This window comes from Pseudoalteromonas sp. T1lg65 (assembly GCF_051930985.1).
Taxonomy (GTDB): Bacteria; Pseudomonadota; Gammaproteobacteria; order Enterobacterales; family Alteromonadaceae; genus Pseudoalteromonas.
The window spans coordinates 1,676,794-1,699,136 of sequence record NZ_CP196837.1; the positions used below are offsets into that span (position 1 = coordinate 1,676,794).

The following is a 22,343-nucleotide window of genomic DNA, read 5'->3' on the forward strand; positions in this document are numbered from 1 at the left end:
TGTGACTGCAACAAAAACTACTATAATTTAACTTACTGTATATATTGAACTTTTAATTAATTTCAGTGGATTGTAATTACGATAACTGTATATGCAGGCACGATACTATGATCCAGTTATCGGTCGTTTTTATTCAAATGATCCGTTAGGTTTCCGTGATGTGCATAGTTTTAACCGATATGCGTATGCGAATAATAATCCTTATAAATATGTTGACCCAGATGGAAAAATTCCACTACTGATAGCTGCACCATTGATTCCTGAAGCTGTTGCTACAGTCACTGTCGTAACAGTAGGTGTTTTAGGTTATTTAGCACAAAGTGCTGACAGCACGCAGGAAATGATGGGGGCATATAATGAGTCTGCTGCGCCTGATTTACCTACTGACTTAGTTGGAGACCAAGGTGACTCTAGAGCAGGACCAAATAAGAGTGGTAACCGCCATACCTCTGGCCCCGGAGATAGTGCTCCACCGGGTAGCTTGATTGGAGAGAATGGGGTTTTTGGTAGGCCTGAAAATAGTAGTGGTGGAGCTAGTATCGATATTCCAGCAAATGGCGATAAACCACATGAAACCTTACACTATGAAAAAGAAAAAAATTGACGCAAGAGGGAATGGAGTTGACTAATATACAAATTAAAGTTACGAACGGTTCAATTGCGAAGCTCAGAGAGTTTCTAGTTGGCTCAATTCTTTGTGGCTATGAGATTCCAAATAAACAAAATCTTGGTTGTACTTGGGAATTACGTTTTTACTTCGAAGGTAAAACTTCCTATTTGGTATTTAGCTCTGACGTAGAAAGTGCTGGAGGGTGGGAAGAGTTTGGATATTTGAAATGTGAATTAATACCCGAGACGGAAAGGAATGATTCTGAAGATATATTCAAAAAAGTTTTGATTGAGAATATAGCTATTGAAAGTATCTCTTTATTAATCAATGTAGAGGAAGATATTGAAGCAGAATGCGGCATTGTAATTCGGTCTTCTGAAGGAAAAGAGATTATTATTTCTACTGCTCCATCACCCGGTGCCGTATCAGTAATGGCACCTTTTAGTATTGATGAGTATAAACCTGAGGTGTTGATAGAACACTGTACATCAAGAGCTATTTAGAACCGACTAGAAATTGTTTGAATCAAACCTCATCGCCTCGCACTTGCGGGGCTTTGTTTTTCTAACTAACTGTTAATTAGCCCAAAGTCCGACTGTAATCAAAGGCAACAACATTGTACAACAGACAATAAATACAAGGCAGTTTCCGAAAAACAGGCTTAATGAAGGTTAGTAATTGAAGGAATGAGAGGGTCAAGTCTTGCACTGTGCAAACTCATTAAAGGATTATAACTAATTCTTTATTTAGCCTCGTTTTTACGAGGCTTTGTTATACTAGAGCTAAAAGCCGTTAAACATGAAAGAGCAGTGAACGATGGGATTAGCAAGGAAGTGTCAAATTAGTTTATCAGATACTCGGTATTATCACTGTGTTTCTCGTTGTGTGAGGCGGGCATTTTTGTGTGGCGAAGATAAGTTAACAGGTAGGTCGTATGAACATCCGGAATTAAAGCTGGACAGGCACTCAAACTTGAAACTTTGAGTCAAATAACTAACGTGGACAGGCACTCAAACTTGAAACCCCGAGTGACTTGTCTAAGCTTTTAGTTCTTCATGATTATTTCAAAATTCTCAGTTCAAGGAGTGAACGATGGGATTAGCAAGGAAGTGTCAAATCAGTTTATCAGATACTCGGTATTATCACTGTGTTTCTCGTTGTGTGAGGCGGGCGTTTTTGTGTGGCGAAGATAAGTTAACGGGTAGGTCGTATTACTTGAAGATAAAAGAAATTTAAAACACAGGCACTCAAGGTACCCTAACTGTATTTCATTTATGGTGAAGTTGACAAGAAATTAAGCTGGACAGTCACTCAAACTTGAAACTTTGAGCAAATCTAAACTGACAGCCACCGATTGAAAAACGGGTAACTGTCAGATCAAGTCTGAGCTAGTACAAATAAGCCGAGTATATAGGTTACTCGGCTCTCGTCTATAATACTGGTCTCAGGTTAATTAGCTTTGCTCTAGCAATTGATAAATCAGTTTTTTTACCGTATCTGGTTCAAAAGGCTTGTCACATAATGCATTAACGCCGCACTGTGCGATGTTGGCTAGATGCGTGTCGTTTGCTTCGGACGTTACCATCAGCACGGGAATATGCGAATGTTTATCGCTATTACGAATTTGCTCAGTGAGTTCTTGTCCGTTCACTTCAGGCATGTTGTAGTCGGTTACGATTAAGTCAAACATTTCGTTTTCAAGGATCGCTAAGGCTTGTGCGCCATCCTCGGCTTCAACGAAGCGCTGGGCTCCCAAATTATTTAGTATTCTGATGATATGCTTTCTCGCTAAAGCTGAATCATCAACAACTAACACACGTAAATCATGGACATCGTATAAATCTAGCTCTAATTCTTGTGGCGCTAGAATGTCTAGTGTGGCGTTGATGGCTTTTCCCAAATGTAGCTTTGAGAATGGTTTAGGAAGAATAGCTATCACACCCGATTGCTTAAATGATTCTAATTGCTGCCTGCGCGTTTCGCTGGAAATTAACATAAACGGAATGGAATAGTCACTCAGCTCAGTATTAAGATATTTTTGTAACTGATAGGCATCACCGTCTTTAAAATGCATAGATGAGATAAGTAAATCGGGGATATTTTTGCTCAAGTGTTGCTTGGCAGAATGGAAATCTTCAGCGAAGTCGATCTGCTCGATGCCTTCCTCTTGTAACTCCTTTGCAATGATTTTACGTTGAGTGACCGAAGGCTCTACTAGCAAAATACTTAAATCTGACGACAACAATTCGTTCATAGAAATTCCTAAAAAAATCAATACTGTGACTACTTCTGCCTGCTGCCAGAGATAATAGCTTAAATGCGTGGGGTAACGCGTTTTGATTCTTAACAACCGCAGGAAACTAATGTAATCAACGTCCATAAAAGTTCTAATAAGTTAGTTGATTATTTAGCTCGTCAAAATAGCTGCTCAACTTTACAAATTAAGTCAAACATAACTCATCATACCGAAATCACTTTAACTGGGCTAGACGAATTCAGTATGAGTTTTCTGGTTTTATTTCTAGATGTTCAATTGCTCCTTAACTTTGATCAATAGCTCTTTAGCTTGCAGAAATTCAAAGTCTTGTAATTTGTCTTTCACTTCATTTAATCGAGATTGTGGCAGTTTACTGTGCTCGGCTAGATAGTCTAAAACCTCCATAGCCTCAGCATCATTGTTGTCGACTAAAGATATTAGGTGATTTAGCTTTTCATCTATATTGATGTCGAACATGATGCTGTTATCGTCTTGTTTTGCTGTTTGTTTGTTTTGTTGTTGGGTTAATTTCAAATTCAGTTGCTGCGCCGTGGTTCGTAAGTAGTTGGCTAATTGATGTAGCTCATCAATATCTACCGATTGCGATGCTTTTAACTGTGCTTCAAATCTTTGTGCTTGCTCTGCCAAATAATGTGCAGATAGATTGGAAGCGGAGCCTTTCAGAGTATGCGCAATTCGATGTGCATGCTCTAGGTCGCCGACGATGAGGGCTTGTTCTAGGTTGATCACTTCTTCGATTTGGGTTGTTAAAAATTTACTTAGAATTTTCCAATATGCCGACTCGTTACCCCCTATACGATCAATCCCATCATTAATATCAATGCCTTCAATCTCAATAAACTCTGAATTTTCATCTTCTTCAACTCGAGGCTTAGGTTTTGTTTGCGGTTTTGGTGTTTGCTCTTCGTCTTGGTACAAATACTTTGTGATCGTCGCTATCATGCGTTCAAAACAGATGGGTTTGCTTAAATGGTCGTTCATCCCAGCTTGAATACATACTTCTTTATCCTCTTGAAGTGCATTTGCCGTCATGGCGATGATCGGGATTGCGTCAAACTGACTTTGCGCTCGAATGTTCTTGGTGGCAGTAATACCATCCATAACGGGCATTTGCATATCCATTAAAACTAGTTGATAGTCGTTTGTAGCTATCAATTGCAAAGCTTCTTCACCATTATTGGCAATATCGACCGCTAAATTTACTGAACTGAGCATTTCGGTCGCAACCTCCTGATTTGTAATGTTATCCTCTACCAATAAGACAGATTCACCATTGAAGGTTGTAAGGTTGTTGGGTTGTTTTTTGACGGTGTTCTGCTCAATATTTTCCACGTTGTAGCAATCCATAATACAATCAAGGAGTAAGGAGGCATTCATTGGTTTGGTCACAATCCCATCGAGCATTGGAGCGAGTTCATCATCAATTTCTAATTCTTTACTATACGCGGTGACGAGTATGATAAAGGGACGGTGTGTAGAGTGTTGGTTTCTAATTTTTTTGGTGGTATCTCCGCCATTTAGTCCTGGCATATTCCAATCCATAAATATTAAGTCGTAGTTGACTATCTCAGCTTCCGCGATCGCTTCACGGCCATTGTGTACGGATACAACTTCTAACCCCAAATTAATGAGTAAATTACTTAAGATGCTTCTCGCAGCTTCATTATCATCAACAACCAGTGCTTTTTTGTTGAGCAAGAATGAGCGATTGTGCACGTCAGGAGTTAACGCGCCAGATTGCACATCACATTGGATGGTAAAGTAGAATTCGGAGCCGCTTCCTAGCTCACTGTGTACGCCGATTTCACCCCCCATCAACTCAACCAACTGCTTTGAAATACTGAGTCCAAGCCCGGTTCCGCCATACTTTCTTGTAATAGAACCATCGGCTTGTGAAAATGCGTGGAATAATTTGGCCTGCTGTTCAGGGGTTAGGCCAATCCCCGAGTCTTTGACAGAGAACTGAATCGTCACACCTTGACTGTTTTGCTCTATTAATTTTGCAGTTAATATGATTTCACCGTGTTCCGTGAACTTAATCGCATTCCCACACAGGTTGATTAACACTTGACTTAAACGTAATGGATCGCCGATAAGCTTTCTTGGCACGGTTGGTGCGATATCCAGCAGCAGTTCTAGACCTTTTTCCTCAGCTTTGATGGCATTTACCACAGACACATTGGTCATTACCTCGTCGAGTTCAAAGGGGTCTTGTGATATTTCCAGTTTGCCAGATTCAATCTTTGAAAAATCTAAGATGTCGTTGATGATACCAAGCAAGTTATTTGCCGCGACGTCTATTTTTTTAACGTAGTTTTGTTGTTTTTTATTGAGATTAGTTTTTAACACCAAATGACTCATACCAATAATGGCGTTCATGGGAGTACGAATTTCGTGGCTCATATTGGCCAAGAACTCACCTTTGGCTTTACTGGTCGAATCGGCGTGCTGCTTAGCATCACGCAACTGTTTTTCCATTTCTTTTCGTTCGGTAACGTCAAGCAAGAGTCCAACAATACCAGCGGCCTCATTATCGGCGTCGCTAAATGTCGCTTCATAAACTACTACGTCTCGTAATTCTCCGTGGAGGTTTTGAATTTTCATTTCATAATCATGACTGCCTGGATTATTGAGCAACTTGTGTTCAGATTCATTGAACCTAGTGGCAATGTCGAAAGTGAAAATATCACTTGGTGAAGCACCGATCACATCTGCATCAAATGTGCCGATAAACTCGTTAAAGCTCCTATTGACGCCTAAATAAATACCATCGCGACTTCGGTAGTACATGGGATTGGGGATAGCGTCGATAATTTTTTTATTTAGCTCCAGTTGTTCCAGCACCATACGCTCGGTGTTGCGCTGCAGCTCCAAATTTTGCGTTAAGTGTAAGCTCACCGCCAAATCTCGGATGATAAAACTAAGCCACTGAAATTCTCTGGGACTGAGGTGAGTAAAAGTCCCTAGCTCTAACAGTCCAATTGCTTCATCTGCTACTAATAATGGAAAGTAGTGAAGTTCCTTGACCTGTAACTTAGTTCCGTGGTGATCAATGGCGATCATCTCACCGCTATTTATTGAATACCTTTCTTTTGAACGTAAAGTATGAAAGTAAATGGAGTTAGTATCACGGTATGACGAAGTGGCATTGGCGTTAAATCCAATACCTGAAATCCGGCGCAATTCATGTTCTTCAAGTACGTATAAGCCAATAAGAGGAATTGCTAACTTATTACCAATGAAGGAAATGGTTTCTTCTGACAGTTCAAGTATATCGTGTTTGCCTCTAAGAACACTGCCAAAATCTTTTAAGATTGCGCTAAATTTCAGTTGCTCAGAAATATTACTTAATAGTGAGTTTAGCGCTTTTGAAAACTGCGCGAGTTCACCGTGATAGGTGGTTTCAAGCTGAAAATCGAATTGCTTTTCATCGACTTTGGCAACTAATGCTTTTTGTATTTTGGATAGTGGGCGAATATAAAATTGCCAAAGCAAATAAAATGAAACACATATGCTTAATAGCAGCGTAGCAATAATGATATTTTGAATGGTGGTTGCATAATTTACATTTGCCTTCGTCTGTTTCTCATTCTGGGCTATTCGTTGATATATCTGTGTTTGAGTTTCAGATAACGAGGTCATGATCCGCTGTTTAGCTTGTAAATACGCTTCACTAAATAGCACAGACTGGTTGAATAAGTGGCTGGCCTGCGTTTGGTTATTCAAAAATTGTTGCTTATGCTTTATTGCCTCTCGCTCAATCTCCACCAAGTCTTTAGACATCAATAACGCTTGTTGCATTTCACTGTATTCGAAACTAGTGACATTTAAGTCCTCAAAGCGTTGAATAAGCGACCTACTGATTTTTTCATTGCTGATGGGTGGAATAGCAGCGTTGTTCAGGGCAAGTTTGTCCCAGTAGTCTAGCTGTAATTGGTCAGGCAAAGCTGCGCGGCCCTCGCTGGCGGCAAGTGCATATTCAAATAAAGTCAGCCAGCGACTTTCACCAGTAACAATGTAAGCTCTGGCATATAAACTTCTTTTATCGGAGATTAGTTTCAACTCGCGTGTCAGTTCGCTAAGTTTAATCAGTTGCTCTTGTAATCTTGATTCTGACTGTTGCTCAACATTGGCATACCGTGTCACAAAGAATAGCACCAGACTAATAGTGAACATCAAAGCAAATAAAGCTAAGAATAAAGTACGAAGTTGAACCATATTTAACCTCTGTAGTTTGGCACTATTAGAAAGATAGACCTAAAATTTGGGGAGTGTTAACTACATCATTGGTAAACCTCGAATGTTTGAGAAGCATACAGTATTGTTAGTCGACGATCAGGCAGAGAATTTGGCTCTGATGTCTGAAATACTAAAGTCTGAGTATCGCATTCTCGCCGCAAAAAGTGGATTTGATGCACTCAAGCTTATGGAATCAAAGCAAGTAGATATTGTGCTTCTCGACGTAATTATGCCTGGGATGGATGGTTATGAGGTCATCTCTAAAATCAAGTCATCACCGGATCATGCTGATATTCCTGTTATTTTCTTAACAGCAAAAAATAGCATTCAAGATGAAGAAACTGGGTTTGCTTTGGGTGCAAGTGACTACATAAATAAACCAATTAGCCCGCCCATAATTCTTGCTCGGGTTAGGACGCATATTCAAAATAAACGCCACAAAGATTTTTTAAAGGATAAAAACGCCTATTTAGAAATGGAAGTGACCAAACGCACAAAGGAACTTTCTCAAGCGCAGGATGCCACAATTGCGGCACTTGCCAGTTTAGCCGAGACTCGCGATCAAGAAACCGGCAATCATATAAAGCGCACTCAGTTTTATGTCAGAGCGTTAGCAACAGCACTATCCAAACAAGATAAGTATCGTCCACAGTTAACCGATGAGGTCATTGATTTATTTTTCAAATCTGCGCCTTTGCACGATATCGGTAAAGTCGGGATCCCTGACGCAATCTTATTAAAGCCAGGTAAGCTTACAGAGCAAGAATTTGAAATCATGAAAACTCATACTGAACTTGGCTACCGAGCTATCAAGCATGCAGAAGACGAGGTGTCAGATGAAGTCAAATTCCTTAAGATTGCTAAAGACATTGCGCGATATCACCATGAAAAATGGGATGGCTCCGGTTACCCGAAGGGATTGAAAGGTGAGGATATACCTTTAGCTGCGAGGCTGATGGCCATTGCAGATGTTTACGATGCGTTGATTAGTAAGCGAGTCTATAAAGAAGCCATGACACACGATGAAGCATTGCAAATCCTCTCAGAAGGAAAGGGAAGTCATTTTGACCCAAGTATTCTCGATACATTTTTTGCTATCGAAGGCGAATTTCAAGAAATCGCTCGTAAATACTCGGATTGAGACAAACAGTCTCTTTAGCCTACAATCCACACTCATTAGTGATTTTTCTATCTACCCATCCGTGTTTTCTTAATTTCAAATCTCATATTTTTCTCATGTATAAAAGAAAATCCTTATAAAACATATCGCTAAGCTTTTTGTTATATATTTATGTATAAATAATATTGTATACAATATATCAATTGTGTATTGTTAAGTGGTTACCAAACATACTCACTAATGGGAACAACAAAGGACAACACAATGCGTAATAATAAAAACACAGCGTATCAACTTCGTCGAACGCTTGCTGCAACTGCGGTTGCAATCGTTTTGGGGAGCTCAACGGTATATGCCGCCGATGGGGGAAGCACGGTTAAAGGTAGTATCGTTAATGGTCAAGGTATAGAGCTATCACAAGCTGAGCTGATATTCACTCACATAGCTAAAGGCTTGAAATTTCGCGTCAGTACTAATGCAAAAGGCGAATATATACTCAGAAACCTGCCTGTTGGGGAATATACCGTTTCAATTAATAAAGCAGGTTTTGAAACTGTAATTGAAGAGAATGTAGCAGTTAATATCGGTCAGGCGTTGATTTTCGACGCACAGCTTCTTAAACAGGGCGAAAACGTTGAGCGAATTGCGGTCACAGGTACCGCTATCAGACGTGTCGACATGAGTTCCTCTACGGCAGGAGCGACCTTTACCGATGCAGAATTAAAAGTGATGCCGGTAAATACGGGTTTTGAAAGTATTGCTTTACTTGCTCCTGGTACGGCTGAACCGGGTGGCTCAAACTTCAAAAGAGCATCTAGCTTTGGTGGTTCGTCTTCGGCGGAAAATGCCTACTTTTTTAATGGCTTAAATGTAACTAGTATTCGAACTGGTCTGGGGTCCATCCGTTTACCTTGGGAAGCGATAGCGCAAACACAAATTAAAACAGGTGGAATTAGCCCTGAGTTTGGCGGTGCTATTGGTGGTATCGTCAATGCGGTTTCGAAATCCGGTGACAATGAATTTACGTTCGGTGCTGAAGCGAGAATCGATCCATCATGGAGTCATGATTACCACGATTCGATTTATCAAGCCAATGGCACTATCGACAGTAATACAAAGCAAGATTATGACTCCTTCAGAGAGTTCCAAATTTGGGCTAGTGGCGCCATTATTGAAGACAGCTTGTTCTATTACGGGCTGTACGCTCCCCGCAAGGAAGTGAATCGTTGGGCGGGACAAACAACGTTCCACGACAGAGAACGTGAAGAAGACCGTTGGTTTGCCAAGCTAGATTGGTATATCAACGAAGATCATTCGATTGGTTTCTCCGCTATGAACAACAAGCGTGAATGGCAAACTCAGAACTACGCGTATGCTTGGAAAGAAGATAAAGTGGGTGGCGCCGAAGGTGTTGCAGCGCCCGGAGAAGACGGTGGTAAGGTTTTTAGCTTAAGTTATAACGGTTATATCAACGACTTTTTCAGTGTTTCAGCGGTGTACGGTAAAGTAACCGAAAACGTCGAGAATGTTGTTGCATCGACCGTTCCGGGGGTTTGGGATGAGCGTGATGGTGAAGTTACGTTATCAACTCATACCGCGTCATCAGTTACTGAAGAAGAATACGAGCGCGAACAAGGTAGAATAGATTTTAATTTAGATTTGGAAAACCACTCATTACTCTTTGGCGTTGATTACACCAAAGTTAGCGTCGACTATTTTGAAGGTCAAAATGGTCTAGGTGATGCTGAAGGCTGGTGGACCATTAAAACTGCCGGTGAAGGAGATCAAGAGCTAACGGGAGCAGCCATCGGTCAAGACTACATTGAACGACGGGTGAGAACACGTAACGTCGGTGACAAATCAGCCGTTAAATCGTTAGCGTTTTATGTTAATGATTCTTGGCAGGTAACCGATGAGTTGGTACTTAACCTTGGATTTCGTTATAGCGAATTTGAAAACACCATCTCTGACGGACGAGCTTACGCGAAAATGGACGATCAATTCGCACCGCGCCTACAGGCAATATATGACTTAAATGGCGATGGCGAATCTAAACTATTTTTTACCTATGGTCGCTATTTCCAGCCAGTGTCAGCAAATATGAACATTACTCAGGGCTCAGCGTCGGTAGAGTGGTTTGAATATTTTGAATTAGACCAAGTTGATGGTAATGGGAACCCGGTGTTGCTTTCTGATGGCTCGCCAAGCAGAGGCAATATGCTCACTGATAAGTATTGGCGTCAACGCGGAATTACTGAACCGGGACTTATCGCATCATCATCATTAAAACCAATGTATTCAGACGAATTCACCATCGGTTATCAAACCTCAATATTTGATGATATGGCATTCGGTGTAAGGGCGATTTATCGTGATTTGGGCCGGAGTGTTGAAGATACCGATGTGGGTCCTGTACTTGCGAAAAAACTGGTAGAGCTGGGCATTGAAGATAAGGTCGGTCAGGGATCGTATTATGTGCTGAATAACCCGGGTGAAGCGGTGACGATGAGCTTTGACTTTGACGGTGACGGACAAGTTGATGATATTACGCTAAGTCCAGAAGAGCTGGCACTACAAGACGCGGTAAGAAAATATTTGGCGTTAGAGTTTACTCTTGAAGGTAACATCACAGATAGAATACGCATAAACGCTTCTTATACTTGGTCACACAACTATGGTAACACCGAAGGTCTAGTTAAAACCGATAACGATCAGGCAGATCCGGGTTGGACAACGTCCTATGACTATGCAGATTTGATGGACCATGGCTATGGTAAGTTGCCAAATGATCACCGTCACTCAATTAAGTTGTCTGGTTCTTACGATATTACTGACGAGTTGACTTTAGGTGTGGTGGCACGCAGTACCTCTGGCCGTCCCAAGAACTATTTCTCGGTTCACCCAGTTGGTGTAGATAGCTGTGCTGAAGGCAGTCCTTGGGATGCCTGTGTCAGTAAATATTACGGACATGTTTCTCACTACGATGAGAATGGCAAGCCAACGCCTCGTGGTAGTGTTGGTAACTTACCTTGGGCGACAACCATTGATATGTCGCTGAGTTATAAAACAGATATAGCAGGCCATGATCTGTTGCTAAAAGGTACCATCTACAACTTGTTAAATGGTGATGCGGCGCTGGATATTAATGAGCAGCGTTCTATCAACGGTGATAACGGTCTGGAAGTCAATCCTGATTATGGACTAGTTACAAGACGCCAAACAGAGCGTTACTTGTCGTTAGTGGCAAGATTTAACTTCTAATATTTCCCTGGTTTAAGTCGGGTCGTTTAGGCCCGACTTATTTTATTTTCAACGTTTGATACACTCACTACCACATTGAACTGAACTCACTTTAAACCAATAACAATCAAGGTTGTCATGCTAACTCAAGTCAATTATACCGCTAGACAAGCGAAAATTACCGCCAAGCTCTTAGCGCAGAATTTAGATGCCATCATTATTAGTGGTTACGAAAATATTGTGTATCTCACTGGTTTTACTGGACACGCAGCAACGTTACTGATTACAGCCAATGGCTCGCATTCGTTAATTACGGATTATCGCTATTTTGAACGTGCAACAGAGGAATCTCAAGGCGTAGAAGTTGTCTTGCGGGCAAGAGATTCGGAAAGCTTGCCCGATTGTATCTTCCGTTTACTTGGCAACAAACAAGCGATCGCGTTTGAGAGTGAAAAAGTTTCTTATCGAGAATTTGCAGCGCTCTATGAAAGCAATCATCAGACGAAGTTATTACCCGTTTATGGTTGGACTGAGCAGCTAAGAATGGTGAAAGACCAATACGAAATCAGCCAGATTAAACATGCTGCTACAATTGCAGACGAAGCTTTATCACAGACCATGCCTTATATCAAAGAAGGCATTAGTGAGCGTGACGTTGCAATAGAACTTGAGTACAGAATGCAGAAGTTGGGTTCTGAAGGGATATCGTTTGACACGATTTTGCTTTTTGGTGAACGGTCGTCTTTACCCCATGGCAACCCAACCAATAAAAAACTCAAACAAGGGGACTTGATCCTATTGGACTTCGGCGCTGTCGTAAATGGTTACCGATCAGATATGACACGCACATTTGTGCTTGGGACTGCAAATGAAAAACAACAATCTATTTTCGACACGGTGAAAGCCGCACAGCAAAATGCTTTATCAAAAGTCTGCGCTGGGGCCGACTGCTTAATGATTAATACAGCCGCTCATCACGTATTAGCCACAAGTCCTTTTGCACAATATGCAGGAGAAGGGCTTGGTCATGGTGTTGGATTGTTTTTGCATGAACAACCGTTTATCAAGCCAGGTGTCGAATATCAATTACAAGCTGGTAATGTCATTACCATTGAACCGGGAATTTATATTCCGCAGTTTGGTGGGGTGCGGTTGGAAGAAGATATTTTGGTAACCGAATCTGGGTATGAATGTTTGACCAACTTCCCTCATCAATTCGAAATCCTTAACTAACTGGAGGAATTGTGCAAGTCATTGACAGACAAAGAGTCGCAGAGTTATTAACCTTCAATCAGCTGATCCAAGCACTACGAACGGGCTTTGCAAAGCCTGCGAACATGCCGAAACGCAATGTGTATTCGCTCGATGAGAGTGAAGATAACCATGATGCCTTTGCCGTGTTACCATCGTGGAATGAAGAAGTGCTAGCCGTAAAGGCTTTCAGCTACTTTCCACAAAACCCAAACAAAGGAAAAGACAGCTTATATTCAAAAATCATGCTGTTTAACCGTGAATTTGGAGAACCGCTTGCACTAATAGATGGAACCGAAGTGACTTTATGGAGAACAGCCTGCGTCTCGGCGTTGGCCGCGGATATTTTGGCGAGAACAGAAGCTAGCAATTTGGTTTTTTTTGGGACAGGAAAATTAGCGCCTTTTATGATTAAGGCACACTTGTCTGTACGGAATTATCAACGAGTCACGGTGATTGCAAGAAGCCTTGGAAAGGCGAAGCGTTTAGTATCCAGTCTACGGCTGGAATACCCTGAGGTAGCATTTAGTATTGCAACAAAAGCCGACAAAACGATCATTGAGTCTGCAGATGTGATGAGTTGTGCGACGGGTAGCCATGAGCCATTATTTGATGGTAACTGGTTAACTGAAGGAACGCACATTGACCTTATTGGCAACCACCATAAAAATGCCAGAGAATGTGATACGCAAACAGTAATAAAAAGTCGCGTATTCGTAGATAGCCGAGTGAACGTGCTCGGTGAAGCTGGTGAGTTGCTCATTCCAATTGACGAAGGTGTATTTAAAGGATCCGATGTTATTGCCGAGCTAAGTGAAATGGTCAGCCATGAAACAATGCGACAAAGTGAACGCGATATCACCTTATTTAAATCGGTCGGTACCGCATTGAGCGATCTGATTGGAGCTAAGCTAGTTTATGATTTGGACAAAAAATAAAGCACACGGAAAAGTATATGATGTGGTTAATGTCACACGGGTTAACGATAAGCGCTTGATCAATCCGTTAGTCTGTCATCAAAGCCATATGTTTGTCAGCTATGCCACTAAGGACGGTACAAATTGTGAAAAGCTGCTGTTTGACGAATTGTTTTATTACGCGTTTAAAAAAGGCTCAGTTTGTCAGGTGATGATCGATGACAGTGGGGTGTTACATTACCACCCCAATTCTCAGCACAGCTAGAAAGAAGATGCCGAGAGCAGGGTAATTGAAGTATCAATTATCCTGCTAAATACGCTCGGTGAGTTATTTTCGTTGGAACTCAGAAGTGGCTTTCCATTTTGGCCAAGCTTGTTGTTGTGAAACGTCATAGCCAACTTGGAAGAACAACTGTAGGTCTTGCACCGCACCACTTAGGTCCCATTCTTCACGGTAACGATCACAAGGTTGGTGATAGCAACCACGAAGCACTAGTCCCATTCGCTTACGATACTCCTCTGTCTCGGCGTCACGTGCTTCTGTACCGCCCCCTGCATACATTGCTGGTACACCCATATTGGCAAATGCAAAGTGATCTGAGCGGTAATAGCCTCCTGCAGCAGGGCGAGGATCGCCTGACACTACTCTGTCTTGCTCTTTTGCAGCAGCTGTTAGCATATCGTCTAGTTCTGACTTACCGATACCAACCACACTAATGTCTTTGACTTTACCTAGCAGGTTTAAGCTATCCATATTAATGTTTGCTACGGTTTTGTCTGCTGCAATAACCGGGTTTGCTGCGTAATATTTTGAACCAAGTAAGCCTTGTTCTTCAGCTGTAACCGCTAAGAAAGTAATTGAACGTTCTGGGCGAGCTGGTAATTTAGTGAAAGCTTCCGCAACTTCAATCATACCGCCAGTACCGGTGGCATTGTCATGAGCACCATTATAGATTTGATCACCTTTACGGTTTGGATCGGTCCCTAGATGATCCCAATGCGCAGAGTAAACGACGTGTTCATCCGCCTTTTTGCTGCCAGGGAGTGTGGCGATAAAGTTATAAGAAGTCGATTTTTTGATAGTACTGTTTACTGTAACTGAAGCAGTTAAGTCGCCCATATCAACATGATAAGCGCCGGCAGCTGCCTTTTTCTTGGCATCGTCGAAGCTTAAGCCTGCTTTTTCAAACAGTTCCTTTGCTACATCAACCGTTATCCAACCTTCTACAGCAACACGGTCCATATTATTGTTTTCTTTTTGAAAACCAAACTGTGGACCAGACCAAGAGTTTTCAACAACGCTCCAAGGATACGAAGCTGGTGCTGTTTCATGGACTATAATGGCACCTGCTGCGCCTTGACGACTTGCTTCTTCATATTTATAAGTCCAGCGGCCGTAATAGGTCATCGCTTCGCCCGTAAATAATCCCGAACTTGGGTTAGCAAAGCCAGGGTCGTTTACTAACATCACTACGGTTTTACCTTTAACGTCTAACCCTTCATAGTCATTCCAATTGTATTCAGGTGCGTTAACGCCATAGCCGACAAACACCAATTCAGAGTCTTTGATCGATTGTAGTTCGCTGATACGGCTAGTTCCCATTACCATGTCTTTTTTGTATTGGTAGGATTTACCGCCAATATCTAAGGTCATATCTGGGCTTGCTTCAATAGAAACCAACGGCACTTCTTGTAAAAAGCTGTTGCCATTTCCAGGTTGGTAGCCCAACGCTTTAAAGTGCTTAGTGAGGTAAGCCAACGTTAATTCTTCGCCTTTAGAAGATGGTGCACGCCCGCCAAACTCATCCGATGCTAGTGTTTTAATATGCTCTCTGAGTTGTGCGTCATTAATGCTGTTGTAAGCTGTATTCACATCTTGAGGGGAATTACTGGTTGTCATACAGCCTGCGAGTACAGCCATTGACAACGCGCTGAGCGTCAGTTTGAGTTTCATAGTTGCCTTTCTTTTACTTGTTAGAGTGCATAAGTATTAACATAAATACAGGGTTATTTCGAGCTAGACAGGTTCTTTGTAAAAAAATTCTCCAGAACGTGTCGGCAAATATACAAATGAACACAGGTAATGGGTTATATCTGTTGTGATTATACTTGTTTACAAAAGTGTTTTGCGTGAGTCGTTCCTGTTGAGTAAACTAAGATGCAATAAAAGTGACGATGTTTTTTATAACTTAGCATCTCAAAAGTATAAAAATTAATGAAAAAATTTAATGCACCAGAACAGTGGGACCCTAGTTTACTTACCACTGCGCCTTTTTCCCATTTATCTGAGTTATTTAATATTTGCCAGTTTAGTCAATGGCCTTCATTTAGCTGGCTGAATGATCAAGCGAATAAGTTCTCAACGCAAACGTACTTAACGCATTTTATCCCAGACGGGGCGTGTGAAGACGGTCGATATTACGAACAAATTATTTTTGAAACACACAATATCCCCACGCGTGAACAGAACTGGCATGACTTCTTTGGAGCCATGATTTGGTGCCTATTTCCAAAAACTAAAGCGTTACTGAATGCATTACACATGCAAGAAATCAATCAGCATGGTTTGCTAGAGCGCACCAAGATGCGTAATGCACTGACGTTGTTTGACGAGTGTGGATTGGTATTAGCTATCACAGATAAACAGTGGCAAAGTGCACTGCGAAATCACCAATGGAAAGCAGTGTTTTATCAACATGCTGATTGTTGGCAAGACCAATTAAAGCCTTTCATATTCGGCCATGCCAACTATGAAATGCTGACCAGACCATTTATTGGATTAACCGCCAAGGTGGTCTGTGTTGTTGTGGGTGATGCATTTATGCAAAACTCGCTAGAGAAGCAATATCAGGAACTGGACAGTAAATTAGTAACACTAATAAAAAATGGTTTGTTGGACGACAATACTCAAATGTCACCGTTGCCGCTATTGGGCATACCGGGTTGGTATGAGGGTGTTCAAGACGATTCATTCTACAGCAACACGGACTATTTTAGGCCGAAGAGAAGGAAATAACATGATTGAAATAAGCGGGCTGAAAAAGAAATTTAAGCTCAGTAGTGAATACAACAAAAAGAAAAGTCACACTGACCCTCGAGAGCGAGACGGCTATTTTCATAGCGTTGAAGATGTCAACTTACGCTGTGGTGAAGGCGAAGTATTGGGCTTGTTGGGACCTAATGGAGCAGGCAAAACCACAACTTTACGTATGTTATCCACGGCTTTGGTGCCGGACGAGGGCACCATTACGATCGCGGGTAAAGATATTGTCAAAAAGCCTTTATTAGGCCGCAAGGCTATCGGTTTTCTATCTGGTTCAACGGGGCTGTACGGACGACTAACGGCAAAGGAAAATGTCGAGTATTTTGCAAAACTACATGGTTTAAAAGGCCGAGCGCTGCAAGCACGTTGTGATGAGCTATTTCAAACGCTAGAGATGGAAACGTTTTTAGATAAACGTGCCGAAAACCTTTCAACGGGTATGAAGCAAAAAACCAATATTGCGCGCGCAGTGGTGCATGAGCCTGATGTGGTAGTCCTTGATGAGCCGACCACGGGACTGGATATTATGACCACTCAAACTGTTATTAGCTTTATTCGTAGGCTAAAAGAGCAGGGGACACCCGTTATCTTTTCTACCCATCATTTGGACGAAGTCGCATTGCTTTGTGACCGAGTTTCTGTGATTGACAAGGGCTATACGTGTTTTGATGGCACGGTTGAGGGCTTTAAACAGCAAGGCCAAAGTGAAGAATTAAATCAGGCGTTTCTTAATTTATTGACAGGAGAGCATCGTGTTTGAGGTATTTTTAAAGGAAATAAAAGAGCTACTTCGTGATAGAAAAACCCTGTTTTTTGTTATCGCACTGCCAATTATAATTTTTCCAGTGATCATGGCACTGGTTGCTTTCTTGGCTTCTCAGGCTGCACTAGAGGCAGAGCAGGAAGTTCACACCTATTATATGGTAAATGAAAGCTTAGCCCCGAAGTTTTCTGAACAAGTTTTTTATCACAAAAGCTTTAAAAAATATGAAGGTAATGAGGTTTTCAATACGGTTGAAGAACTTGAACAAGCCGTTAAAGCAGAAAAAATAGACGTGGGTATTGTGATCCCAGCCGATCCTAAAGCCAATCTTTACGCGGGTAAAACCAGTGACTGGCAAGTGGTATTCAACGATGCTCAGTCGATCAATTTTATTTTCGATAGAATTGAAAAAATGGCAATGGAATATGCCGATGAGCTAAGAGCGATAAAACTGACTGAACTGGGCTTAGACGAAGAACAACAAAAGGCGATATTAAAACCGATAGTGGTTTCCAAGGTAGATACCGCAGATAAACGTGAAAATATCGGGGAAAAAGTCGGTGCATTTATTCCTTATCTGTTGATCCCGTTGGTGCTCATGGGCGCTATTTATCCAGCGATTGACTTAGGTGCGGGAGAGAAAGAGCGTGGTACACTGGAAACCTTATTATTAACGCCAATTACACGCACCCAGCTGGTGTTAGGTAAGTTCTTAACCATACTTGCCAGTTCTATCGCATGTTCATTAATTACGGTGTTTAGTATGGCTGTGTGGATAAGTATCGCCAGTGGTTTTGCAGCACTTGATGTCGTGAAAAATGCCTTCTCTACAGTTACAATATGGGACTTTTCTCTAATATTTGCCCTATTACTGCCGATTGCAGTGATGTTATCAGCGCTGTTGCTGGCAATTTCGATTTATGCAAGAACCTTTAAAGAAGCGCAAAACTATTTCGCTCCGTTACAAATGGGCGTATTTATTCCAATCATCATCTCTTTGATGCCGAATATGGAACTGACTGCCAAAACTGCGCTAATTCCTATTACCAACGTCGCGTTGGCGATTAAGGAAATTATTAAGGGGACTGTCGACTATAGCTTTGTGTCGCTTATCTTCGCAGCGTCAGCTGTGTTAGCTGGGTTACTATTGGCGTTTTGCGTGAAATGGTTTAACAAAGAAGAAGTGTTGTTTAGATAATTCAGTTTTCGGTATCTAAGCTGTTTTAAGGAGTGCCACATTCTGATTTTTACAGTGAATATGGCACTCTGAATAATCTACGTCTGTGAGATTAATTGCTTTATCACAGATACAGGAAACTCTGCTAAATATTGCAATCAATAAATTTTGTCCACGCTTAAGTAAACCGGTTGCACAAGACTCACTTACTGAATATCAGGGATTCACCGTCGGATGTTGTAATTCTGGACATGGGGATGACTTTGCTCACAATATTAACAAGCGTCTCTGTGATAGCGGGTACTTTGACGTGACAATAAAAGAAAATCTAATAGCTTATCCTTCTTAAATCACTTCTTTGCTGACTAGTATGAGAAAGTGACTTCACTAGACAGACATCTGACTTAAAAGTGCACTCATTCCCACTTAGCTTCATCACTTTGATTCTGATCTTATACGACTAAAGTCTTGTAAGTGATTTGTAATGAATCTTTTGACAGCGGTGTCATTCTTGTTATTCTGATGTTCCTATTTAGGGTTTTGCGGTACCTGTATAGGGATAATTATACAAACAAGGAATAAAAGGAATAAGTTATGAAAAAGCCTCTATTGGCAATCGCTATGGTTGTATTATCGGGTTCAGCATTCGCAAATGACGAATGTGGCCGTTGGGAAAACTACTATGTTAAGAATTGCTCTGTTCAACAAAGCTACCCAGTTACGGTTTGTCATTATTACTCGGATTATCCAAACCAAGGTGCGCCAAATAGCGTAACAAATACACTTGAAGGTCATGTATCTTGTCCTTCAAGCTATCTTTGGTGGGACCTAGACAGAACTGAGCACACAACCAGAACCAAAACAGTTGAAGATCCAAACCAGTGTGTGTGGGAAGTACGCAGAAGATGGATCCCGCATGACAATGCACCGGGTTACTGCCGTATGTATTAAATGATAAAAGCGCCTTTAAACACAAAAAAGGCACTTTTAGCAATGATACATCGCTAAATTAAGCAGCCTTTACCTTGGCTGCTTTTATTTCATTGGTCTCAACCATATTTAGTACTTTTTTGATATCAGACCAATGTAATAATTCGATTCGACCTTCTTGGTTTTCAACCAATGCCGTGCAGTTTTCAATCCAGTCACCATCGTTACAATAAACGATGCTATCTTGTACTTTGATTTCTGGCTGGTGGATATGACCACAAATAATGCCGTCAACTCCACGTCTCTTTGCTTCATGAATTGCCGCGTTTTCAAACGCTAAGATGGCTTCACGTGCTTTATGTACACGGTTTTTAATATATGAAGCTAAAGACCAGTAGTGACCGCCGTATAGCTTTCTAAACCGATTGGTCCAGCGATTTAAAAATAACAAAAAGTCATAGGCAACATCACCAATCACGCTGATCAATTTGTTGTAACGTGTGGCAGAGTCAAAATCGTCACCGTGGATCAGCAAAAATTGTTTACCCAAAGACGTGGTGTGAATATAACTTTTATGCACTTCGACGTTAAATAGGGTTTTACCTACATAGTTTCGGAAAGTCTCATCATGGTTACCGGGAATATAAATCACGCGAGTACCATTCTCGGCTTTCTTCTGAATACATTCGAGAACCTGATAGTGAGAAGGGTTCCAATAAAACTGACGCTTCATTGACCAAAGATCTACAATATCACCGACCAAATAAAGCACGTCGCATTGGGTGCTGTTGAGAAAATCCAACAGATATTCGGCTTTGCAGTCCTTATAGCCAAGGTGCACATCAGAGATCCAAATACTAGGGTAGTGGGTTGTTTTCATGGCTGTGCTCTTTTGTGTAATAAAAAGGATATTAGTGAGCAAAAATGACAACAACGGGGCAGTAGCAAGAAGGAATTGTGACAAGCGTGCGTATCGACACACGCTTGTCGAAAAGGCGGGTTAATTAGCCTTTAATTGCAGCGACAATATGATTAATTGCAGCGTCAATATCTAACATGAGCTTTTCACCGGTGCGGCGGTTTTTCAACTCAACTTGGTTGTTGTCCAAGTTGCGCTCACCGATCACCAAAGTAAATGGTACGCCCAACAGTTCCATATCATTGAACATCACACCTGGACGCTCTTTGCGGTCATCGAACAGTACATCGACACCTGCGTCTTGTAAATCGCGATAAAACTTTTCAGCGATTTCTGGTATACGATGAGATTTATGCATGTTCATTGGCACAATGGCGATTTCAAATGGTGCGATAGCAACTGGCCATTTGATACCATACTCATCGTTGTTTTGCTCAATAGCCGCAGCAACAATACGTGAAACACCAATACCGTAACAACCCATGGTCAAGGTTTGGTTTTTACCATCTTCGCCCAACACGCCAGCTTTCATCGCTTCTGAATACTTACTGCCTAACTGGAACACGTGACCAACTTCGATACCGCGTTTGATTTGTAGCTTGCCTTTACCACAAGGGCTAGGGTCACCTTCAACGATATTACGTAGGTCTTCAACTTGGTAGTCTGTAACATCACGGTCCCAATTAATGCCGCTATAGTGAACGCCATTTTTGTTTGCACCAGCAACAAAATCAGCCATAACATCAGCACTTCTGTCGACGATAATCGGCATTTTAAGACCAACAGGGCCGAGTGATCCCGGTTTTGCACCAATGGCGTTGACGATGTCTTCTTCAGTCGCCATTTCTAGAGGCGAATCGACAAGCGCTAGCTTTTCTGCTTTGAGCTCGTTCAGTTCGTGGTCGCCACGTAGGATTAATGCAACTAAACCACGATTGCCTTCTTCGTCTGGGGCACCGTAAACAATCAGCGTTTTTACACCGCGATGAGGCTTAACGCCATGCTTTTCTTTTAATTCCGCAATGGTGTTGGCTTCAGGCGTGTCAAACGTGTTTAGCGCTTTGCTTGGTTCTGGACGTGCTTCTGTTGGCGCAACAGCTTCGGCTTTTTCGATGTTTGCCGCGTAGTCACTCTCATCACTGAAAGCAATCGCATCCTCACCTGACTCGGCAAGCACGTGGAACTCATGTGACAAGCTACCACCAATAGAACCTGTGTCAGCTAACACTGGGCGATAATCTACACCTAGGCGGTCAAAGATATTACAGTAAGCTTGGAAAATTCTTTGGTATGTCTCTTCTAAACAGGCATCAGTAAGATGGAATGAATAGGCGTCTTTCATGGTAAATTCACGCGCACGCATCACACCAAAACGTGGTCTCACTTCGTCACGAACTTTGGTATTGACTTGGTAAAGCGTGATTGGCAATTGTTTATAACTGCTGATCTCTTTACGGATCATATCCGTGATAACTTCTTCATGGGTTGGACCTAAAGCAAAAGGTCGGTCATGACGGTCTTTAATGCGTAGTAGTTCTGGGCCAAATTGCTCCCAACGACCAGACTCTTGCCACAGCTCAGCAGGCTGGATGATCGGCATTAGCATTTCAATCGCGCCTGCTTTGTCCATTTCTTCGCGAACAATACGCTCAACTTTACGAAGTACTTTTAAACCTGATGGTAACCAAGTGTAAAGACCTGAGGCTAATTTGCGGATCATACCGGCACGAAGCATCAGCTGGTGGCTAATAACTTCGGCATCTGAAGGCGTCTCTTTCAGAGTCGCGAGTAAATATTGACTAGTACGCATACTTATTCCGTTCAAAGTTGCATTATTTAATGTTATTGGGGGCTAT

At 41.8% G+C, this 22,343-nt stretch carries 16 protein-coding genes and 1 pseudogene; 12 read left to right on the forward strand and 5 right to left on the reverse strand.

Features of this window, described 5'->3' with window-relative positions; genetic code table 11:
• Positions 1-91: 91 nt before the first annotated feature.
• From ACSLBF_RS07235 to ACSLBF_RS07245, 3 genes and pseudogenes are all read left to right on the forward strand, one after another.
• A complete protein-coding gene (locus ACSLBF_RS07235) occupies positions 92-604 on the forward strand; it encodes an RHS repeat-associated core domain-containing protein (protein ID WP_440055935.1) in 513 nt (170 codons plus the stop codon).
• Positions 601-1,113 (forward strand): hypothetical protein, encoded by a 513-nt coding sequence (locus tag ACSLBF_RS07240; RefSeq protein WP_440055936.1) that lies wholly within the window; start codon positions 601-603, stop codon positions 1,111-1,113. The genes ACSLBF_RS07235 and ACSLBF_RS07240 overlap by 4 nt, the downstream gene beginning before the upstream one ends.
• Positions 1,114-1,426: 313 nt before the next feature.
• A pseudogene (locus ACSLBF_RS07245) lies at positions 1,427-1,552 on the forward strand (transposase); the annotation flags it as partial.
• Between the two features lie 511 nt (positions 1,553-2,063).
• Here the strand turns inward: ACSLBF_RS07245 and ACSLBF_RS07250 are convergent.
• Positions 2,064-2,864: a response regulator gene (locus tag ACSLBF_RS07250; RefSeq protein WP_440055937.1), complete on the reverse strand. Its 801-nt coding sequence runs from the start codon at positions 2,862-2,864 to the stop codon at positions 2,064-2,066.
• Positions 2,865-3,131: 267 nt separating this feature from the next.
• A complete protein-coding gene (locus ACSLBF_RS07255; protein WP_440055938.1) occupies positions 3,132-7,106 on the reverse strand; it encodes a response regulator in 3,975 nt (1,324 codons plus the stop codon).
• Positions 7,107-7,188: 82 nt separating this feature from the next.
• Here ACSLBF_RS07255 and ACSLBF_RS07260 point away from each other — a divergent pair, with 82 nt between their 5' ends.
• From ACSLBF_RS07260 to ACSLBF_RS07280, 5 genes are all read left to right on the forward strand, one after another.
• Positions 7,189-8,268 (forward strand): HD-GYP domain-containing protein, encoded by a 1,080-nt coding sequence (locus tag ACSLBF_RS07260; protein ID WP_440055939.1) that lies wholly within the window; start codon positions 7,189-7,191, stop codon positions 8,266-8,268.
• Between the two features lie 243 nt (positions 8,269-8,511).
• Entirely contained in the window at positions 8,512-11,508 is a 2,997-nt protein-coding gene (locus tag ACSLBF_RS07265; RefSeq protein ID WP_440055940.1) for a TonB-dependent receptor, read from the forward strand.
• Positions 11,509-11,625: 117 nt separating this feature from the next.
• Entirely contained in the window at positions 11,626-12,720 is a 1,095-nt protein-coding gene (locus ACSLBF_RS07270; RefSeq protein WP_440055941.1) for a M24 family metallopeptidase, read from the forward strand.
• Between the two features lie 11 nt (positions 12,721-12,731).
• Positions 12,732-13,676, forward strand: a complete 945-nt coding sequence (locus tag ACSLBF_RS07275; protein ID WP_440055942.1) for an ornithine cyclodeaminase family protein — start codon at positions 12,732-12,734, stop codon at positions 13,674-13,676.
• Positions 13,657-13,920 carry a hypothetical protein gene (locus ACSLBF_RS07280; protein WP_440055943.1) on the forward strand — a complete coding sequence of 88 codons (264 nt, stop codon included), beginning with the start codon at positions 13,657-13,659 and terminating at the stop codon, positions 13,918-13,920. Before ACSLBF_RS07275 ends, ACSLBF_RS07280 begins: the two co-directional genes overlap by 20 nt.
• 63 nt (positions 13,921-13,983) lie before the next feature.
• On the opposite strand, the gene ACSLBF_RS07285 is transcribed toward ACSLBF_RS07280, so the two are convergent.
• Positions 13,984-15,609 carry a M28 family metallopeptidase gene (locus ACSLBF_RS07285; RefSeq protein WP_440055944.1) on the reverse strand — a complete coding sequence of 542 codons (1,626 nt, stop codon included), beginning with the start codon at positions 15,607-15,609 and terminating at the stop codon, positions 13,984-13,986.
• A gap of 261 nt (positions 15,610-15,870) precedes the next feature.
• Between ACSLBF_RS07285 and ACSLBF_RS07290 the strand changes: the two genes are divergently transcribed.
• The 4 genes from ACSLBF_RS07290 (at position 15,871) to ACSLBF_RS07305 (ending at position 19,589) form a co-directional block, all read left to right on the forward strand.
• A complete protein-coding gene (locus ACSLBF_RS07290; protein WP_440055945.1) occupies positions 15,871-16,671 on the forward strand; it encodes a DUF3025 domain-containing protein in 801 nt (266 codons plus the stop codon).
• 1 nt (position 16,672) lies between these two features.
• Entirely contained in the window at positions 16,673-17,458 is a 786-nt protein-coding gene (locus ACSLBF_RS07295; RefSeq protein WP_440055946.1) for an ABC transporter ATP-binding protein, read from the forward strand.
• Positions 17,451-18,659, forward strand: a complete 1,209-nt coding sequence (locus ACSLBF_RS07300; RefSeq protein WP_440055947.1) for an ABC transporter permease — start codon at positions 17,451-17,453, stop codon at positions 18,657-18,659. The genes ACSLBF_RS07295 and ACSLBF_RS07300 overlap by 8 nt, the downstream gene beginning before the upstream one ends.
• 573 nt (positions 18,660-19,232) lie before the next feature.
• Positions 19,233-19,589, forward strand: a complete 357-nt coding sequence (locus ACSLBF_RS07305; RefSeq protein WP_440055948.1) for a hypothetical protein — start codon at positions 19,233-19,235, stop codon at positions 19,587-19,589.
• Positions 19,590-19,647: 58 nt separating this feature from the next.
• Here the strand turns inward: ACSLBF_RS07305 and ACSLBF_RS07310 are convergent, their stop codons facing one another.
• Entirely contained in the window at positions 19,648-20,448 is an 801-nt protein-coding gene (locus ACSLBF_RS07310) for a UDP-2,3-diacylglucosamine diphosphatase (protein WP_440055949.1), read from the reverse strand.
• A gap of 124 nt (positions 20,449-20,572) precedes the next feature.
• On the reverse strand, positions 20,573-22,297 hold the full coding sequence (locus tag ACSLBF_RS07315) for a proline--tRNA ligase (protein WP_440055950.1): 1,725 nt from the start codon (positions 22,295-22,297) through the stop codon (positions 20,573-20,575).
• Positions 22,298-22,343 lie beyond the last annotated feature (46 nt).

Coding starts and splice junctions, on each gene's coding strand:
- ACSLBF_RS07235 (WP_440055935.1), top strand. CDS start 92: ATGCAGGCACGATACTATGATCCAGTTATCGGTCGTTTTTATTCAAAT.
- ACSLBF_RS07250 (WP_440055937.1), bottom strand. CDS start 2,864: ATGAACGAATTGTTGTCGTCAGATTTAAGTATTTTGCTAGTAGAGCCT.
- ACSLBF_RS07255 (WP_440055938.1), bottom strand. CDS start 7,106: ATGGTTCAACTTCGTACTTTATTCTTAGCTTTATTTGCTTTGATGTTC.
- ACSLBF_RS07260 (WP_440055939.1), top strand. CDS start 7,189: ATGTTTGAGAAGCATACAGTATTGTTAGTCGACGATCAGGCAGAGAAT.
- ACSLBF_RS07265 (WP_440055940.1), top strand. CDS start 8,512: ATGCGTAATAATAAAAACACAGCGTATCAACTTCGTCGAACGCTTGCT.
- ACSLBF_RS07270 (WP_440055941.1), top strand. CDS start 11,626: ATGCTAACTCAAGTCAATTATACCGCTAGACAAGCGAAAATTACCGCC.
- ACSLBF_RS07280 (WP_440055943.1), top strand. CDS start 13,657: ATGATTTGGACAAAAAATAAAGCACACGGAAAAGTATATGATGTGGTT.
- ACSLBF_RS07285 (WP_440055944.1), bottom strand. CDS start 15,609: ATGAAACTCAAACTGACGCTCAGCGCGTTGTCAATGGCTGTACTCGCA.
- ACSLBF_RS07290 (WP_440055945.1), top strand. CDS start 15,871: ATGAAAAAATTTAATGCACCAGAACAGTGGGACCCTAGTTTACTTACC.
- ACSLBF_RS07295 (WP_440055946.1), top strand. CDS start 16,673: ATGATTGAAATAAGCGGGCTGAAAAAGAAATTTAAGCTCAGTAGTGAA.
- ACSLBF_RS07305 (WP_440055948.1), top strand. CDS start 19,233: ATGAAAAAGCCTCTATTGGCAATCGCTATGGTTGTATTATCGGGTTCA.
- ACSLBF_RS07310 (WP_440055949.1), bottom strand. CDS start 20,448: ATGAAAACAACCCACTACCCTAGTATTTGGATCTCTGATGTGCACCTT.
- ACSLBF_RS07315 (WP_440055950.1), bottom strand. CDS start 22,297: ATGCGTACTAGTCAATATTTACTCGCGACTCTGAAAGAGACGCCTTCA.